The 16,475-nt window shown below is 61.1% G+C and carries 17 protein-coding genes; 12 read left to right on the top strand and 5 right to left on the bottom strand.

The features are described 5' to 3' along the window. Nucleotides 1-1,849 (top strand): ABC transporter permease (locus ACIQ36_RS03430; protein ID WP_395825884.1); only part of this gene is annotated, 1,849 nt, incomplete at its 5' end. Here ACIQ36_RS03430 and ACIQ36_RS03425 read toward each other — a convergent pair. Beyond that, nucleotides 1,846-2,061 (bottom strand): helix-turn-helix domain-containing protein, encoded by a 216-nt coding sequence (locus ACIQ36_RS03425; protein WP_395825881.1) that lies wholly within the window; start codon nt 2,059-2,061, stop codon nt 1,846-1,848. The genes ACIQ36_RS03430 and ACIQ36_RS03425 overlap by 4 nt on opposite strands. A gap of 3 nt (nt 2,062-2,064) precedes the next feature. After that, nucleotides 2,065-2,649, bottom strand: coding sequence for a hypothetical protein (locus tag ACIQ36_RS03420; RefSeq protein ID WP_395825878.1), 585 nt, complete (start codon nt 2,647-2,649; stop codon nt 2,065-2,067). A 236-nt stretch (nt 2,650-2,885) separates the two neighbouring features. Here ACIQ36_RS03420 and ACIQ36_RS03415 point away from each other — a divergent pair, with 236 nt between their 5' ends. The 7 genes from ACIQ36_RS03415 to ptsN all read left to right on the top strand — a co-directional run bounded on the left by ACIQ36_RS03415 (nt 2,886) and on the right by ptsN (nt 9,213). After that, on the top strand, nt 2,886-3,896 hold the full coding sequence (locus ACIQ36_RS03415; protein WP_395825875.1) for an SIS domain-containing protein: 1,011 nt from the start codon (nt 2,886-2,888) through the stop codon (nt 3,894-3,896). Continuing rightward, the gene (gene lptC, locus ACIQ36_RS03410; protein ID WP_395825872.1) at nt 3,896-4,534 is read left to right on the top strand and encodes an LPS export ABC transporter periplasmic protein LptC; all 639 of its coding nucleotides are present in this window, start codon (nt 3,896-3,898) and stop codon (nt 4,532-4,534) included. The genes ACIQ36_RS03415 and lptC overlap by 1 nt, the downstream gene beginning before the upstream one ends. After that, nucleotides 4,531-5,382 (top strand): LptA/OstA family protein, encoded by an 852-nt coding sequence (locus ACIQ36_RS03405; RefSeq protein ID WP_395825869.1) that lies wholly within the window; start codon nt 4,531-4,533, stop codon nt 5,380-5,382. Before lptC ends, ACIQ36_RS03405 begins: the two co-directional genes overlap by 4 nt. Further along, on the top strand, nt 5,382-6,227 hold the full coding sequence (gene lptB / locus ACIQ36_RS03400; protein ID WP_395825867.1) for an LPS export ABC transporter ATP-binding protein: 846 nt from the start codon (nt 5,382-5,384) through the stop codon (nt 6,225-6,227). Before ACIQ36_RS03405 ends, lptB begins: the two co-directional genes overlap by 1 nt. 16 nt (nt 6,228-6,243) lie before the next feature. Then, the gene (gene rpoN / locus ACIQ36_RS03395; protein ID WP_395825865.1) at nt 6,244-7,761 is read left to right on the top strand and encodes an RNA polymerase factor sigma-54; all 1,518 of its coding nucleotides are present in this window, start codon (nt 6,244-6,246) and stop codon (nt 7,759-7,761) included. A 219-nt stretch (nt 7,762-7,980) separates the two neighbouring features. Beyond that, the gene (hpf, locus tag ACIQ36_RS03390; protein ID WP_395825862.1) at nt 7,981-8,610 is read left to right on the top strand and encodes a ribosome hibernation-promoting factor, HPF/YfiA family; all 630 of its coding nucleotides are present in this window, start codon (nt 7,981-7,983) and stop codon (nt 8,608-8,610) included. 126 nt (nt 8,611-8,736) lie between these two features. After that, nucleotides 8,737-9,213 carry a PTS IIA-like nitrogen regulatory protein PtsN gene (gene ptsN, locus ACIQ36_RS03385; protein WP_395825859.1) on the top strand — a complete coding sequence of 159 codons (477 nt, stop codon included), beginning with the start codon at nt 8,737-8,739 and terminating at the stop codon, nt 9,211-9,213. Here the strand turns inward: ptsN and ACIQ36_RS03380 are convergent. Together ACIQ36_RS03380 and ACIQ36_RS03375 are read right to left on the bottom strand one after the other, a co-directional pair. Then, nucleotides 9,210-9,560 carry a hypothetical protein gene (locus tag ACIQ36_RS03380; protein ID WP_395825856.1) on the bottom strand — a complete coding sequence of 117 codons (351 nt, stop codon included), beginning with the start codon at nt 9,558-9,560 and terminating at the stop codon, nt 9,210-9,212. The two genes, ptsN and ACIQ36_RS03380, sit on opposite strands and share 4 nt — an antisense overlap. After that, nucleotides 9,544-11,013: a methyl-accepting chemotaxis protein gene (locus ACIQ36_RS03375; protein WP_395825853.1), complete on the bottom strand. Its 1,470-nt coding sequence runs from the start codon at nt 11,011-11,013 to the stop codon at nt 9,544-9,546. The genes ACIQ36_RS03380 and ACIQ36_RS03375 overlap by 17 nt, the downstream gene beginning before the upstream one ends. A 251-nt stretch (nt 11,014-11,264) precedes the next feature. Here ACIQ36_RS03375 and ACIQ36_RS03370 point away from each other — a divergent pair, with 251 nt between their 5' ends. After that, nucleotides 11,265-13,007 carry a sensor histidine kinase gene (locus ACIQ36_RS03370; RefSeq protein ID WP_395825850.1) on the top strand — a complete coding sequence of 581 codons (1,743 nt, stop codon included), beginning with the start codon at nt 11,265-11,267 and terminating at the stop codon, nt 13,005-13,007. Here the strand turns inward: ACIQ36_RS03370 and ACIQ36_RS03365 are convergent. Beyond that, the gene (locus ACIQ36_RS03365) at nt 12,986-13,741 is read right to left on the bottom strand and encodes an RluA family pseudouridine synthase (RefSeq protein ID WP_395825847.1); all 756 of its coding nucleotides are present in this window, start codon (nt 13,739-13,741) and stop codon (nt 12,986-12,988) included. The genes ACIQ36_RS03370 and ACIQ36_RS03365 overlap by 22 nt on opposite strands. 262 nt (nt 13,742-14,003) lie before the next feature. Here ACIQ36_RS03365 and ACIQ36_RS03360 point away from each other — a divergent pair, with 262 nt between their 5' ends. From ACIQ36_RS03360 to ACIQ36_RS03350, 3 genes are all read left to right on the top strand, one after another. After that, on the top strand, nt 14,004-15,008 hold the full coding sequence (locus ACIQ36_RS03360) for a glycosyltransferase family 4 protein (RefSeq protein WP_395825844.1): 1,005 nt from the start codon (nt 14,004-14,006) through the stop codon (nt 15,006-15,008). A gap of 99 nt (nt 15,009-15,107) precedes the next feature. Continuing rightward, nucleotides 15,108-15,563, top strand: a complete 456-nt coding sequence (locus ACIQ36_RS03355) for an acyltransferase (protein ID WP_395825841.1) — start codon at nt 15,108-15,110, stop codon at nt 15,561-15,563. 7 nt (nt 15,564-15,570) lie between these two features. Further along, nucleotides 15,571-16,473 carry a phytanoyl-CoA dioxygenase family protein gene (locus ACIQ36_RS03350; protein WP_395825838.1) on the top strand — a complete coding sequence of 301 codons (903 nt, stop codon included), beginning with the start codon at nt 15,571-15,573 and terminating at the stop codon, nt 16,471-16,473. Nucleotides 16,474-16,475 lie beyond the last annotated feature (2 nt).

Raw genomic sequence — 16,475 nt, 5'->3', positions numbered from 1 at the left:
TACGGAAAAATTCCCCGGCGAGGGCTGGCGCGTGCGCGATCCTTCCCAAGCCTCGCCCCAGGTGGAGCGTTTCGTCGAGCGGTTGGCGCTGTTCCTCACCCTCGTCGGTCTCACCGCGTTGCTGGTTGGCGGTGTTGGGGTGGGCAATGCCGTCCGCGCGTATCTGGACGGCAAGAGCGTGACGATTGCGACGCTGAAGGCCGTGGGGGCCTCGTCCGGCTTCATTTTCCGGCTGTATCTGATGCTGATTGCGGTGATGGCGGGCGGCGGCACGCTCGTCGGGCTGATGATCGGCGCGGGTGCGCCCTGGCTGGCGGCGGGGGCGATTGGTGCGTTTCTGCCGGTGCCGTTGGCGGTGGGGCTGTATCCGGCCCCCTTGGCTTTGGCGGCGGTGTTCGGCCTGCTGACGGCGCTGACGTTCAGCCTTTGGCCTTTGGGCCGGGCGCAGCGGGTTTCGGCGGCAAGCCTGTTCCGCGACGCCGGATCGTCGCGCGGGCAAGCGCCGGGGAAAGCGATTATCGGCACGATGCTGCTGTCGGCGGTTCTGCTCGCGGCGCTGGCGATTCTCACCGCGCAGCAGCAGATTTTAGCCGCGTGGTTCGTCGGCGGGGCGGTGGTGAGCTTCGGTGTGTTCCGGCTCGCGGCGGACGGGCTGAAGTTTGTCGCACGGCGGCTGGCCTCGGCGCGCTGGGCGGGGGGACGCAACCCGAAACTGCGCCTGGCGCTCGCCAATATCGACCGGCCCGGCGCGCCGACCGGCAGCGTCGTGCTCTCGCTCGGCCTTGGGCTTGCGGTGTTGGTCACGGTCGCCTTGATCGAGGGGAACCTCAATCGGCAGGTGGTGGAACGCCTGCCCGATCAGGCCCCGGCGTTTTTCTTCATCGATATTCCCTCCACCCAAACCGCCCAGTTTGATGCGCTGGCGCTCAGCATTCCCGGCGCGTCCGAATTGCAGCGGGTGCCCTCCTTGCGCGGGCGGATTACCGGCCTCAACGGCACGCCGGTTGAAAAAGCCGTGATCGACCCAGAAGTCTCTTGGGCCGTCGATAGCGACCGGGGGCTGACCTATGCCGGAACGCCGCCCGAAGGCAGCCAGATCGTCGCGGGGGAGTGGTGGGCGAGCGATTATCGCGGGCCGCTGCTGGTGTCGCTCGATGTGCGGCTCGCCGAAGGGTTCGGCGTTAAGATCGGCGATACGCTGACGGTGAATGTGCTCGGGCGCAATCTGGAGGCCAAAATCGCCAATCTGCGGCGGATTCAGTGGGAGAGTTTCAATCTCAATTTCGTGCTGATTTTCTCCCCCGGCTTGCTCGATTCCGCCCCCCATACACATCTTGCGACGATTCACGTCCCGCCCGCCGGGGAAGAGGCAATGTTGCGCCAGGTGGGCGATGCTTTCCCGAGCGTCTCCGCCGTGCGCGTGCGCGAAACCTTGGAAACCGTCACCGGCATTCTTGCGGCGATTGGGGCCGCGGCGCGCGCGGTGACTGGGCTGACGCTGGTGGTGGGAACGCTCGTGCTGGCGGGCGCGGTAATCGCCGGGCACCATCGCCGCGTCTATGATGCCATCGTGCTGAAAGTGTTGGGGGCAACCCGGCGCGATTTGCTGGCGGCCTATGCGCTGGAATATGGTGTTCTGGGCCTTGCCACCGCCTTTATCGCCATTGCCATCGGCACGCTGGCGAGCTGGGGCGTGGTGACGTTTCTGATGCGCGCCGACTGGGTGTTTCTGCTGCTCCCCGTGGCGGGGGTGACGCTGCTGAGCCTCGGCATTACCTTGGTGTTGGGCTTTGCCGGAACCTGGATCGCGCTGGGGCAGAAAGCCGCGCCGTTGCTGCGGCAGGGCTAGTCAGTATCGTCGGGGATTTGCGAGAGCAAATCCCCCGGCTGGCAGTTCAGCAGCGTGCACAGCTTATCGAGCGTGCCGAAGCGGATGCCCTTCACGTGGCCATTTTTCAGCAGGGAAAAATTGGCCTCGGTGATCCCGAGCGCTTCGGCGAGATCCTTCGACTTCAGCTTTTTTTCCACCATCAGCCGGTCGAGATGAACGCGAATCGCCACGGGTTAGACGATGCCGCGCGCGTCTTCGGCCACGGCGACGATGCGGCGGGCAATCGCGGCCAGCGCGATAACAGCAACGCCGATCAGCGCAAAGCCAAGGTCGTCGGAACTAAAGGCGAGCGTGGTGGCGCGTTGAACGCTGGGCGTGCCGACCCCGGCCAGATAATCCGTAATCAGCGCCGTCAACGCCATGCCGGCCAGCGGACGGCTAACGAGGGTCAGCACCAGCGCCCAACCGATCCGATGAAGGCGCGGCGGCAGGGCGGGCGAGAAACCCTCACCCGTCGCCATCAGGCGCGCCAATACGGCTCCTTCCGCCAAAGCCCATAGGAACGGGGCGGCGCTCACCAGCAGAATCGCGAACAATGCCCCGCGCCGCCATGCGGGCATCTCGGCCAGGGCGGCGTGTACGGCGGGGGTGCCGGGCACTAGCGGGGCGATGTGGGGGTGATTGAGGAGAAACATCGGCAGCTCGAAGCTGATCAGCGCCACGAGGGCGAACAGCAGGGCGACGCATCCCAAAATCACCCACCGCGCGCGCCGCCCGACCCGCGCCATAATCGCAAGGCTATCGTCAATCGCAGTCATCGCATCCTCCTGAGTTAAAGTTTCTGTTTAACAGAAATTTCTTATTGTAAAACAGAAAAATTTACCCCTTTTATCCCGGCTGCGACCTTTGGCGATTTTGTGGGCAATTGACCTTTCCGGCAGGGGCGGCGCATAGTGCAGGCGAGCGGTCGGCCCCGTGTCATGCAAAAGCACGGCCACGCCTTTAAAACCGGGGCTTTGCGCTCCAACTGACAGGCTTTATGCCGGAAAAAAACGTGACGAAACTTTCAACGGTCGATCTTGCAGCGCCCTCTGATGCGCCCCTTTCGGTTTCCGATCAAATGGTCGCGCGGCGCGTATTTGCGCTTGCGGCCGAGGGGCTGCGGAGTTTGATCGCCGGGCTCGAGGGCACTCTGGGCGACCGGCTGGTCGCGGCGGTGGATTGCCTGGAGCGGGCCACGGGCCGGATTATCGTGACGGGCATGGGCAAGAGCGGCCATATCGGGCGCAAGATTGCCGCGACCTTGGCGTCCACGGGCGCACCGGCGTTTTTCGTCCATCCGGGCGAAGCCAGCCATGGCGACCTTGGCATGATCACCCGCGACGATGTGGTGCTCGCCCTGTCTAATTCCGGCGAAACCCACGAGCTTTTAGATATTCTCGCCTATACGCGCCGGTTTCAGATTCCGCTGGTGGCGATCACCCGGCAGGACGCCAGCACCTTGGGCGAATCCGCCGATGTGGTGTTGCCGCTCCCCAACACGGCGGAAGCCTGCCCAAATGGTCTCGCGCCGACGACCTCCACCACGCTGGCGCTGGCTTTGGGCGACGCGCTGGCCGTGGCCCTGCTGGAGCGGCGGAATTTTTCGGCCCATGACTTTAAAACCTTCCATCCCGGCGGCGCGCTGGGGCGCAAAGTGCAGCGCGTGGCCGATTTGATGCATAGCGGCGAGGCCGTGCCCTTGGTGGGGCCTGACACCAGTTTACGCGCCGCGATTCTGGAAATGACCTCCAAGCGCTTCGGTTGCACCGGCGTGATTGATGCCGAGGGGCGTTTGCTGGGGATCGTCACCGATGGCGATTTGCGTCGTCATATCGACAATATCGACCGCCCGGTTGCTGATCTGATGACGCGCAACCCCGTCACCATTCGCCCGCAGGCGCTGGCGGCGGAAGCGGTGGCGATTTTGAACGGCAAGGCCATCACCAGCCTCTTCGTTCTCGAAAACCAAAAGCCGGTCGGGCTCATTCATATTCACGATTGCTTGCGCGCGGGGGTCCATTGATGGCCGCCGCCGTTTCGGTTCGGCAGGTTCAATCGCGCTCCCGCTGGGTGGCGGCGGCGCGGCTGATGCTGCCTGCGACGGCCTTGACGCTGTTGGCGGTGCTGCTGGCCTGGCCCAGCCTATTCCCCGACGAAAAGCGCTTTCGGCTCTCGAAACTGCCCGTGACGCGCGAGGAAGAGGCGACGGTGCGGATGCTCAACCCGCGCTTCGTTGGCACCGACGATCAACAACGCCCCTATACGGTAACGGCGACCGAGGCGACCCAACTCGCTATTCCTGGCGCGGTGACGCAGGATTCGCAGATTTTGCTGACGCAGCCGAAAGCCGATTTGACCGGCGCGAAAGGCGATTGGGTGCAGCTTTCCGCCCATGAGGGCCGCTACGATAAGGAGCATGGGTTGCTGACGCTGAGCGGGGCCGTTACGCTGTTTCATGACAGTGGTTATGAAATGCATACTGAGCAATCGCAGGTCGATCTAACCCGTAAGCGCGTCGCCGGGATTCTCCCCATCACCGGCCAGGGGCCAAGTGGTGATTTGAGTGCCGAAGACGGGTTTGAGATTATCGATAAGGGTCAAAAGATTTTTCTACTCGGCCGCTCGCGGGTGGTGTTGCGGGATGGCGGGGGCGCGTCGTGACGCTGTTTCCGATTCTGCGCAGTGTCGCCTTTGCGCTCCTGCTTGCGGGGCCTGCGCTCGCCCAGCTTCCCTTGAGTGGCCCAAGCAGCGGCGGCCCCGTTTCCATTGATGCTGAAAAGGGCATTGAGTGGCGGCGCGATGAAAAACTCTATATCGCCTCGGGCGGGGCGCGGGTGCAGCGCGGCGGGGTGACGCTGACGGCGCAAACTTTGCGCGCCTACTATAAGGAACTCCCCGACGGGCAAACCCAGATCACCAAAGTCGAAGCCGACAAAGACGTGATTATCGTGACCGCCACCGAGCGCGTTGTGGGCGATAAGGGCGTGTATGATCTGGAGCGGCAAGTGATGGTGCTGACCGGCACGGGCCTGAAACTGACCACGCAAACCCAAACGATTACGGCGCGCGACAGTCTCGAATATTGGGACGGGCGCAAAGTGGCCGTAGCGCGCGGCAATGCGGTTGCGGTGGAAGCCGACCGGCGCGTGAGCGCGGATGTGCTGACCGCCCATCTCGCGACCGATGCCAGCGGCAAAGCCAACCGTATTTCCAAGCTCGACGGGTTTGGCAATCTTGCTATCGCCACGCCCAAGGAAGCCGCCTCGTCCGAAAAGGGTGTGTATGATATGGATCGCCAAATCGCGACCCTCCTCGGCACGGTGAAGGTGACGCAGGGTAAAAACCAACTGAATGGCGATTATGCCGAAGTGAATTTGAAAACCGGGGTCAGCCGCATTCTGCGCGGCACCGCCGCCGGGCGCGAAGGTGCGCCGGTGCGGGGGCTTTTGGTTCCCAATGCGACGGAAGCCCCCGCCAATCGGGCCGATTCGGCTGGAAAGGGACCCTAATGGGCCAAGAAACTGAAACGGGCCAATCGGCGGGTTCCTGGTGGCAGCGCTTAACGGGGCGCGGAACAAACACGCCGGAGAATGACGAGACGCCGGCAACGCCGCGCCTGGTTCCCCTCGGCGGGGCGGGGCTGACGGTCCATAGTCTTGGTAAACGCTATAAGAAACGCCCCGTGGTGCGCGATGTTTCGCTGTCATTGTCGCGCGGCGAGGCGGTGGGGCTGCTGGGGCCAAATGGCGCGGGGAAGACGACCTGCTTTTATATGATTACGGGCCTCATCCGCGCCGATTCGGGCCGCATTACGCTGGATGGTCACGATATTACTAATCTGCCAATGTACCGCCGCGCGCGGCTGGGGATCGGCTATCTGCCCCAGGAAGCCTCGATTTTTCGTGGTATGAGCGTGGAGCAGAATATCCGCGCCGTGCTGGAGGTTGTGGAGTCGGACCGCGATAAGCGCGAAGCGATGCTGGATGCGCTGCTGGCGGAATTTTCCATCGATCATTTGCGCCGCACACCCGCCTTGGCTCTGTCCGGCGGGGAGCGTCGCCGCACCGAAATCGCCCGCGCGCTGGCGTCCCAGCCCGATTTCGTGTTGCTCGATGAGCCCTTGGCCGGGATCGATCCGATTGCGGTAAGCGATATCCGCGATTTGGTGAAGCATCTCAAAGATCGCGGCATTGGCGTTTTGATCACCGATCATAACGTCCGCGAAACGCTCGATATCGTCGACCGCGCCTATATTCTGCACGATGGCGTCGTGCTGATGCACGGCACGCCGCGCGAAATTGTCAGCCATCAGGATGTGCGCCGGGTCTATCTCGGCGACCGTTTCAGTCTCTAAAGGGCGCTGCTACTTCATGGTTCTGGCTCCCCGTCTCGACTTACGGCAATCGCAATCTCTGGTGATGACGCCGCAGTTGCAGCAGGCGATTAAGCTGCTGCAACTGTCGAACATGGAGCTATCGGCTTTCGTTGATGCCGAGTTGGAGCGCAATCCGCTGCTGGAGCGCGAGGAGGTTGCGTCAGAGCCGGTGCCCGTGGTGGAGGTGCCGCGCGATGCGGTGGAGGCTTTGCGCTCGGAACTGCCGCTGCCGGATGCTGAATCGCCGCTCGATACCTCCTGGGCCGATTCCGACAGCAGCCCTGGCCGCGTGACCGAAACCGATGGCACCGATTTGGGGATGGTCGAAGCTGGCCTCAGCATGAATGGCGGCAGCGGCGGGTCGGGCGGCAGCAGCCGGGGCGATTTCGATGAGGATATGCGCGGGCTAGAGGAAACGCTCACCGAGCGGCCCACCCTGCGCCAGCACCTGATGGAACAGGTCGGGCTCACCTTCACCCACAGCACCGACCGGATGATCGCCGCCGCTTTGGTCGAGGCGATTGACGACGCGGGCTATTTGTCCGAACCGCTGCTCGGGTTCGCCGACCAATTTGGCTGTGACGAAGCGCGGATCGAGGCGGTTCTGAAGCAAGTGCAGCGCTTCGATCCCACGGGGGTCGGCGCGCGCACCTTAGGCGAATGTTTGGCGCTGCAACTGGCCGAGCGCAATCGGCTCGATCCGGCGATGCAAGCGCTGCTGGATCATCTGCCGTTGCTGGCGCACCGCGATGTCGCCACCTTGCAGCGGATTTGCGGCGTCGATGCCGCCGATATGAGCGAGATGATCGGCGAGATCCGCGCGCTCAATCCCAAACCGGGCCTTGCTTTCGAGCGGAGCGACGTGGACCCGGTAACGCCCGATATTCTGATGCACGCGCTCCCCGATGAGACGTGGATTCTGGAACTCAACCCGGAAACCCTGCCGCGCGTGTTGGTGAATAACCGCTACCATAGCCGCGTGCGCCGCCAGCCGTTGAGCAAGACGGACAAAGATTACATTTCCGAGCAGTTCCAAACCGCCAATTGGCTGGTGAAAGCCCTGCATCAGCGCGCGACCACAATTCTAAAAGTGGCGAGCGAGATCGTGCGCCAGCAGGATGGCTTCTTTCGCTATGGCATCACCCATTTGCGGCCGCTCATTCTGCGCGATATCGCCGAAGGGGTAGGGCTGCACGAAAGCACCGTGAGCCGGGTAACGACGGCAAAATATATCGCAACCCCGCGCGGCATGCTGGAGCTGAAATATTTCTTCACCTCGGCCATTCAATCGGCGGACGGCTCGGCGGCCCATTCGGCGGAAGCGGTGCGCTACCGCATCAAGGCGCTGATCGACGCCGAAAAGCCGACCGAAGTGCTGTCGGACGATAAGATTGTGGATATTTTAAGGGCGGATGGCGTCGATATTGCCCGCCGGACGGTGGCAAAATATCGGGAGGCCATGCGAATTTCCTCTTCTGTGCAGCGACGACGCGAAAAGGCTTTCGGAATCTAAAAAACTCTGTAACGCTATCTTCAACACAAATAGGGAGAAGCGCCGACAAGAGTTAGAACCGGCAACACTGTTGCATATCTGCGACGGTTTAGGGGGTTAACTCGAGTCTGAACCGATAAAGATCGGTGTCAACTGAGTGAAAAATTAGGGGACCATTGTTCTCTTTTGCCCGAACCCGCCGCATAGCCTAGTCTTTCACAGAAAAATGGGTAGGTTGCCATGCAGGTTACTGTTAAAGGCAAACAAATGGATGTGGGCGATGCGCTGCGCACCCATATCACCACGAACCTAACCGAAGCGGTGAATAAGTATTTCGCCCGTCCGCTTGATGCCACGGTGGTGTTATCCCCCGATGCGCATTTGATCCGGGTGGATATCACCGTCCACGTTGCCCGAAATCTTACGGTTCAAGCGAAAGCCAGCGCGACCGACGCCCATCGGGCGGCCGATGAGGCAATTGAGCACGCCGAAAAGCGCATTCGCCGCTATAAGCGCCGCCTGAAGGAAGATCACCACCGGGGTGTTCCGCCGCAGGATGCTGAATCTGCCGCCGCTTACGTTCTTGCCCCGGAGGCCGAGGAAGAGAGCACGCCGCTCAGCAATCAGCCGATGATTGTTGCGGAATTGCAAGTAGCCATCGAAACCCTGGCCGTGCCCGATGCGGTGATGCGGCTTGACCTTGGCGACCTGCCCGTGCTCATGTTCCGCCACGCAACCCATGGCGGGTTGAACGTGATTTATCGCCGTGCCGACGGTCATATCGGCTGGATCGATCCCCAGGGCAACAGCCAGACTGTTAACCCCAGCGGGCGCGTCGATGCAAAGGGCGTACTGTCCGCCGCGCAATGATTGCCCCTCCGGCGATCTTATGCGGTAGCGCTTGAGAGAAAAGGGGAAGGGCGCGATCCATCGCGCCCTTCCTGCCTTTCTTGAGGGGGACGGCAGGGGCGCCGGAAATTGTCAGAGCAGGAACCGATGGATATTGCAGACCTCATCTCCCCAGACGCGGTAATCGTCAATCTGCGGGCAGCAACCAAGAAGCAGGCGTTGCAGGAACTGGCAAAGCGTGCGGCAGACCTGATGGGGCCCGATGGCGCGGGCGAACGCGACATTTTCGAAGTCTTGCTGGAGCGCGAACGCTTAGGCACTACGGGTGTCGGGGCCGGGATTGCCATTCCCCACGGCAAGCTTGGGCATTTACCGAAATTGCGCGGCCTCTTTGCCAAACTCGACAAGCCGGTCGATTTCGAGGCGATTGACGAACAGCCGGTCGATTTGATTTTTCTGCTGCTCGCGCCGGAAGCGGCCGGTGCCGATCATTTGAAAGCCCTTGCGCGCGTCTCGCGTCTGCTGCGCGATAAAGGCATCTGCGATAAGCTGCGCGGGGCCGAAACCGCCGAAGCCCTCTATCTCATTCTCACGGCCCAATCGGCCAGCAGCCACGCGGCTTAACCGGGCGCGGCTTGGCACCAAGCGGCGGCGGTACTGTTCAATAGAAACCACGCCCCGGCCTTATAAAGACGGTCGCTCAAGTCCGGATCGTTGCTCTGCACGATAAACACGGCCCCGATGCCGCCCGGCGCGACAAGCCGTGCGCCGGTAAGGCTGAGGGCCTGCAAAGTGTCTTCGACGGAATAGGTCAGCGGAAAAACCGCCGCCACCGGCGTTTGGGTTCCGGGCTCCGGGTGGAGCGCGGCGGCGAGCGCCAGCAGGGGTAGTATTCCGCTAACGAGCACACTGAGGCGGCCCAACCAGCGCCGCCCCCCGCCCGAGCGCGGCGCGTTAGGCGGCTTTGGCATCGCTGCGGACATCGGTTAGGAAGCTATCCACATCGCCGCGCAACTGATCAGTCTGCTCAGTCAGCGTCCGAGCGACGCCCAGGAAGGTATCGGCTACCTGCCGCGCGGCGCGGGTGTCGCCGGAAATTGCCCCAATCGCACCAACGGCCGTCGCCATTTCCTGTGCAACCGTCGCCACCCGCCCGGCAAGATCGGCGGTGACAGTATCTTGCTGGTGCACGGCGGCGGCGACCGATCCGGCCAGCCCGTTGATATCGGTAATGGCCGCACCGATTTTGAAGATTGCGTCCACCGCCTGCTCGGTTTCGCTCTGAATCGCCGTTACCTGCGTCTGAATATCTTCCGTCGCGCGCGCGGTTTGCGTGGCGAGTTGTTTGACTTCGGCGGCCACCACGGCAAAGCCTTTCCCTGCATCCCCGGCGCGCGCCGCCTCGATGGTGGCGTTCAGCGCCAGCAGATTGGTCTGCTCGGCAATATCTTGAATGAGACGAATGACCTGCCCGATGCGGTCGGCGGCATCAGCGAGATGCTGCACGCGCTCGCCGGTCTGTTCGGCGGAAAGAACGGCACGTTGGGCGGCGTTTGCCGTCGCGTCGATTTTACTGCCGATTTCGTGAATAGAGTGATGCAACTCCTGCGTTGCAGAAGCCGCGGCAATGGCCCCATCGTTGGCGATATGGGAACTGTGGGTCACATCCTGGGATGCGTCGGCCACTTGGTTGACAGAGGTGGCCAATAGGTGGGCCGATTTCTGCATAACGGTAACAGACTCGGCGAGACGGCGCATGACCTGGCCGACGCGCGTTTCGAATTGTTCGGCGAGGTGCAGGCGCTGGGTGCGCAATTTCGTTTCCTGCGCGTCTTCAGATTGGCGCAAACGCTCCGCCTGCGCGGCTTCAGCTTCGGTTTTCTCTTCCAGTGTTTTGAGCGTGCTTGAGGATAGAACCAAGGCTTTCCCCAGCATCAGGCATAGCCAAATCAACGCTCCCGTTTCCATGACAACCAGCACAGCATGCAGGACTACGCGCGCAAAATCTGATCCGCCGGAGAAAACCGCTGCCGGGAAGACAAAATTCAGGACCAGATGATGCACCGCCGTCACCGTCGCCCCGGTCAGCACCACGCGCCCATCGCAAAAGGCGGCCAGCATGGCAATCGCGGCGAAATAATACATATGCATATCGGCCTGCCACGGGTGGCCCGCCAATCCATAGACCAGCAGCGAGACTTGACCGATAAGGGCGGCAGCGATGGTGAGGCGCGTCGAAAGAGCGATCTTATTGGCCAGCCACGCGAAGAGTGGAAGGGCACTTAGTCCTAGGCTTACGAGAACCGGCACGATCAGGCTTCCACCGCGCAACCAGGTGAGCAAGGCGACGGCGGGAATATGAGCCGCGATGAAAACGACCATAAACAGCGCCGACTTTCGGCGCAGCCGGATGAGATCTTCCATTGGAGAGAGCTTTCGCGACGATGAAACTAAAAGTCGTACGATTGACGGCAGGATGCGGATCACTGCGGGGGGAAGAAGCCTGAGGTGAATTTGTTTCTCGGCAAAACCATCTGTGAAGACTGCCGTCACTATCTAGATCGATATATTTCAAATTATGCTAAAGTTTAACCTGCCGGATGCGCAGATCCTATGCGTGCCGTACCGGGCGCAGTTTCTCCCCGACGAGTGAGGAAAGGTGACGAAGGCGTGCCATGACTAGGGCTAATCCGGGGAGCAATCGCTATCACGCCGAAGTTTTGCGGTTGCTCATTCGCCAAACGCCAATCAATAGCCTAGTCACAGCGGTGGCGGCTTCAGTGATTGCGGGCCAATTGTTTTTTGTCGGGGCGCTGAGTGGTTGGAAATGGGGTGCGCTCCTCATTTGGCTTTTTCTTCACCTAACGGGCAGCATTTGGCATCTGCTGCGCTGGTCGCGGCGCAAGGATAACCGTTCCCATCTCACGCGGGCGCGGTTTGATCGAATAGCCCGGCGGGCGGTTTGGGGTGCTGGTTTTTCGGGAATTCTGTGGGGCAGTGTTTGCCTGCTCACGATTGATGTGCTGCCCCAAGATCAATTTGTTGTTGCGCTTGTGGTTGCGACCTTGGTTTCGGGGGCGGCCACTACGCTGGCCGCCTTGCCGCGCGTAGGGATTGCTTTTGCGACGGGTGGGCTTGTTCCGTGGATATTCTTATTTGCTTGGCAGGGGGGAAGCTACTGGGCGCTGTCCTTTTTGGTGGGTGTTTATTGGATTGCGCTCATTCTCTCGATCCAGCGGGTTAATGGCACCTATCGGCAGGCGATTGTTGCCCAGGGGTCGCAAACGCGGCTTTCGCGCCATTTAGCGCGCTTGCGGGAAGAATGGTTGGCGGTTGCCTCTGTAACCGATGCGGTGGCTTTGTTCGATGAAAAGGGGCGGCTGGTCCTTTGGAATTCGGCAATGGCGGCTTTGTTGGACCGGGCACCCAGTCAAGGGATGGCCTTTCAGGCATTTATCGCGCTTGCACCCTGGCAAGCTGAGGCGATTTCGATCACGCCGCCCGGCGTTTGGAGTGCTGACTATGCCTCGGGCGACGGGCGCTATATGCAAACCATTCTGGCGCAGAAGGGGGCATGGCGTGTGCTCTGCCATCGGGATATCAGCCCGCTGAAAGCGCGCGAGTTGAGCCTAGAGGCCGAACGCGCCCGGGCGGTTCGGGCGGATCGGGCGAAAAGCACCTTTCTGGCCACCATGAGCCACGAACTGCGCACCCCCCTGAATGCCATCATGGGGTTTTCGGAGGTTATCCGAGACCAATATGTGACCGACCCCCGGCGCGTTTCCAGCTATGCGGGCGATATTCACCAAAGCGCCGCGCATTTGTTGGCCATTATCAACGATATTTTAGATATTGCCCGCATTGAGAATGCCGAAATCATTCTGCATCGGCATCCCATCCCAATGCTGGAACTCTTGGACGAAACGGTCCGGATCAGTTCTGGTTTAGCGCGGCGGCAGGGGGTTTCCGTGCTGTATCGCGGTGGTGAGGATTGGCCGCTTGTGATCGGCGACCGCACGCGCCTTGCTCAATCGATCTGCAATTTCCTCTCGAATGCCATCAAGGCGTCCCAAGCGGGGCAGATTGTGGAATTGAAAGCGCGGATTAGCGACGAACATCGCTATCTTCTGACTATTCGCGATATGGGGCCGGGGATTCCGGCTGAGCGTTTGGGCGATCTGTTCCGGCCTTTTGCGACTTTCGACGACCGCGACGCTTATCGATCGGCGGGGGAGCGCGGTACGGGGCTCGGTCTTGCGATTACCAAAGAATTGCTCGATGCCCATGGCGTCACCATCGCTATCGAAACGCGCGTTGGCACCGGCACGGCCATCACATTGGATTTCACCCCCTGTATCGAACTGCCGCGCGACGAAGACCTCGACCCGGATGAGGATCAGTCGGGCGACGGCATATAGGGGAAGCGCGCGAGAACCTCGGCCAACCCATCGGGCACGGGGGCCTTGACCTCCAGCGGCGGCTTATTGGCGCGTGGCGCAAAGCGCACGCTGCGCGCATGGAGATGCAAGCCGGCGGCCTCGTGGCGGCCATAGAGGCGGTCGCCCACAATCGGACACCCCAGCACCGAGGCGGCGTGAACGCGCAACTGATGACTGCGCCCCGTGCGCGGGTGGAATTCGACCCATGCCCGGCGGTCTTGCACCGCAAGAACGCGCCAATCCGTTACCGCGTCCAGCGCGTCGTCGCCATCGTCAGGCCGGGCGAGCCGAACGGTAACGCCGCCCGGCCGCTTCATATCGACCAGCGGGGCCGTGATCGTACCGCTCTCGGCGTCGGGAACCCCATCCAGCACCGCCCAATAGCATTTCTCCACCTGACGGCTGGCAAAAAGGTCCGTCATGCGGATCATCGCTTGGCGGTGGCGGGCGAGAATGAGGCACCCGGAGGTATCCCGATCCAGTCGGTGCGCCAACAGCGGCGGCTGCTTCAGCCCATATTGCCATGCAAAAAGCAATTGGCTGAGGTGCAAGCTCTTGCCGCCAGCGACCGAATGCACCGGCAATCCGCCAGGTTTATTAACGACAAGGACCAGCCCATCCCGGTGCAGAACCCAGTCCTGTATAAGGTGGGCGATCATTTCGGGCTCGTGGCGAAGACCTTCGGCAATTTCTGAAAGAGAGGGCTGCTGCATAGGAAGCTTTATCGCCGCTCAAACCTTAACTGTCTATTAATAAAATAATTTTTTATTAATGCGCCGTGGCAAGTTTGTTTGTTTTGAATCGATCTGAGCCCGGCTTGTCACGTGACCTCGGGCTGTTTTTTTGCTACACCGCATTGCACGGATAACAAGGGTTTTCACGATAATTTGTTTCCATATTAAGAGAAATTTTAGACCTAACAGCCTACCTTCACCGCAGGGCAAAAAACACCGACGTAGGAAACAGGAGCGGCTCATGACGATGGTACTCATCCAATCGGCGGTAGCTTTGAGTCTTACAGTGCTGATTTTGTGGCTTTCTCGCCCGCTCGGCCTGCGCCTCGGTGTTCTCGATATCCCCAATAATGTGCGCAAGTTTCATGCGCGCCCCACCCCCAAGATGGGCGGAACGGCGCTTGCTGTTGCCGGATTGGCGTGCGTATTTTTGCATTCCCTCGATGCAGGTATGTCGTTTCCCGTTAAGGTTGGTGTAGTATTGGTGGCGTGCCATTACATTATCGGTCTTGTGGACGACCGGTCCGATATTGATGCTCGGCTGCGATTGGTGCTCTCGACATTAGCAACCATGGCCGCTTTCTGGCTCGACTCGACACTCGTTCCACAGGCTCTTAACTTTTCTTGGGATATGAGCGTTGGCATTGTCCCGGCCTTTGCCTTTATCGCTGCCGCTCTGGTGCTGGTTTCCTTCGTTTTCGCGGTGAACCTGATCGACGGGCGTAATGGTATTCTTGCAGGCTATGCGATGCTCTGGTTAACGCTGCTCCAAGTAACCGCCGACGCTTTGCCGCTCGCCTCTTATTGTGTTGCTATGCTCTGCTGCGGGGCGTTCTTGATCGCCAATCTGCGCGGGCTGGTCTTTGCGGGCGATAGTGGGGCTTATCTGGTGGCCTGCACGATTGGCGTGCTTGGCTTGCATGCGCATAATGCTGGGGCGGTTTCTATCGACCAATTGCTGCTTTGGTTCATCGTGCCGGTGTTCGATGCGGGCCGGGTGTTGGCCGTACGGCTTGGCCGCGGGCAGAGCCCGTTTCGGGGCGGGCGTGACCATCTGCACCATGTGCTGTGGGATCACGTCAGCCATCGGTGGGCGGGTGCGCTGTATGCCAGTGCAACGCTGATCCCATCGGTCTTGAGCGTGCTGATGCCGGGCCTCACTGTTTTATGGTTGGTAGCTGCAGTGGCTTGGCTGCTGGTTCTGTCGAGTTCGCCGGTTTTTTTCGCTAAACTGCGGACCGTGTAAAAGGGGCACCCTTCGGTGGGATTTTCTCGTCGCGCGTTATTCTTCGCGCTTCTGTATAGTGCCCCGAGCCGTGCTTTTACCCGCCTTGTGCTAGGGCTAATGGCAGGATTGGGCCGGTTGGCGAGCCGCGCGCGCTTTGCCGCGCTTGCCCCAAACGCCCCGCGCGACTGTGTGCTCCACTGGAGCGCCGAGGTAAAATGCCCAGCGCGGATTAGCTGGGGGCAGCGCGTTATCGTCGGCCCTGGCTGCACGCTTGGCGCGGTCGGCGGCATCACCCTGGGCGATCACGTTCGCCTGTCAAAAGGGGCCGTTCTTGAAACCGCTGGGCTTGATTTCAGCCAACCTCCCCCCTATCGCCACACAACCAAGCCGATTGTTCTGGAAGAGGGCGTTTGGGTTGGGGCGCGGGCGATGATCCTGGGGGGCGTTACGATTGGGCGGCAAGCGGTAATTGGGGCTGGGGCGGTGGTAACGCGCGACGTTCCCCCCTTCACCATCGTCACCGGCCAACCTATGCGCAGCAAACCCGGCCCGCGCGCTATCGATCCTGCATGAGGCGATTATGAGCCAGCTTGTCGAAAAAATCCTGCGCCGCTCCCGGTTGATGGCGTCGCCCTACTACTGGGGTTTCGAGGCACAGCGCCGGGTTCTGCACCCGCAGCGCCGCGCGAAAGTAGCGCGTTGGCTGGCGGGTCGGCGCCCGCGCTCCGAGGTTAAGCCCGGCAGCAATGAGGCCGCGCTGACGCAGACCTTGGTCGATGATATGAACCGCCAGGGCTATCATATGCTCACCGGCCTTGTGGAGCCGCAGCAAATCGCCGAGATGCGGGCGTATTTCTCTGAGCAGATGGCGCGCGACCCGTACCGGCCCACCTTCGGGCAGTTTTTACCGCTCACCGAAGCCCGGCCTGAAACCCATGTAGCGTTCTTCGATGCGGAAACCGTGGTGGCGGCGCCCCATGCGGTGGCGCTTGCCAATCATCCGCTGCTGCTGGCCAGCGTGGAAGCGCTGCTGGGGTGCAAGCCGAGTATTGGTTATCTCGCCGCTTGGTGGTCATTGCCCGGCGATGGCACCCCGGAACACGCCGAGCAGTTTCACCGCGATGTGGACGATTGGGCCTTCTATAAATTTTTCCTCTATCTCACCGATGTGGATGAGCGCTGTGGTCCGCACATTTATGTGCCGGGCTCCCACGACCGCGCCTCGCACCTCGATATTCGCCGCTACACCGAACAGGAAGCGGCGGAACTGGGCGATGAGAAGCATTTCACCGGCCCGGCGGGCAGTTGTTTTCTCGAAAACACCTATGGCCTGCATCGGGGCCTGCCGCCTTTAGACCGGCCCCGGCTGATTTTCCAAGTCACCTATTGTTTGATGGGCTTGCCTTACGCGCCACCCAAGCCCGTCGCGCCGCTGCCGCAGGGGCTCGATCCCTTCATCAATCGGTTTTATTTGAAGGGCTAAGC

Origin of the sequence: Elstera sp. (genome assembly GCF_044372965.1) — a bacterium.
In the GTDB taxonomy this organism is placed as follows: Bacteria; Pseudomonadota; Alphaproteobacteria; order Elsterales; family Elsteraceae; genus Elstera.
Note: the sequence above shows the minus strand (reverse complement) of the source record. Positions and strands in the feature narration are given on the sequence as shown.

Bases quoted from the DNA above. Each gene is read 5' to 3' on its own strand.
- ACIQ36_RS03420 (WP_395825878.1), bottom strand. From the start codon at position 2,649: ATGACTGCGATTGACGATAGCCTTGCGATTATGGCGCGGGTCGGGCGG.
- lptC (WP_395825872.1), top strand. From the start codon at position 3,896: ATGGCCGCCGCCGTTTCGGTTCGGCAGGTTCAATCGCGCTCCCGCTGG.
- lptB (WP_395825867.1), top strand. From the start codon at position 5,382: ATGGGCCAAGAAACTGAAACGGGCCAATCGGCGGGTTCCTGGTGGCAG.
- rpoN (WP_395825865.1), top strand. From the start codon at position 6,244: ATGGTTCTGGCTCCCCGTCTCGACTTACGGCAATCGCAATCTCTGGTG.
- hpf (WP_395825862.1), top strand. From the start codon at position 7,981: ATGCAGGTTACTGTTAAAGGCAAACAAATGGATGTGGGCGATGCGCTG.
- ptsN (WP_395825859.1), top strand. From the start codon at position 8,737: ATGGATATTGCAGACCTCATCTCCCCAGACGCGGTAATCGTCAATCTG.
- ACIQ36_RS03380 (WP_395825856.1), bottom strand. From the start codon at position 9,560: ATGCCAAAGCCGCCTAACGCGCCGCGCTCGGGCGGGGGGCGGCGCTGG.
- ACIQ36_RS03375 (WP_395825853.1), bottom strand. From the start codon at position 11,013: ATGGAAGATCTCATCCGGCTGCGCCGAAAGTCGGCGCTGTTTATGGTC.
- ACIQ36_RS03370 (WP_395825850.1), top strand. From the start codon at position 11,265: ATGACTAGGGCTAATCCGGGGAGCAATCGCTATCACGCCGAAGTTTTG.
- ACIQ36_RS03365 (WP_395825847.1), bottom strand. From the start codon at position 13,741: ATGCAGCAGCCCTCTCTTTCAGAAATTGCCGAAGGTCTTCGCCACGAG.
- ACIQ36_RS03360 (WP_395825844.1), top strand. From the start codon at position 14,004: ATGACGATGGTACTCATCCAATCGGCGGTAGCTTTGAGTCTTACAGTG.
- ACIQ36_RS03355 (WP_395825841.1), top strand. From the start codon at position 15,108: ATGGCAGGATTGGGCCGGTTGGCGAGCCGCGCGCGCTTTGCCGCGCTT.
- ACIQ36_RS03350 (WP_395825838.1), top strand. From the start codon at position 15,571: ATGAGCCAGCTTGTCGAAAAAATCCTGCGCCGCTCCCGGTTGATGGCG.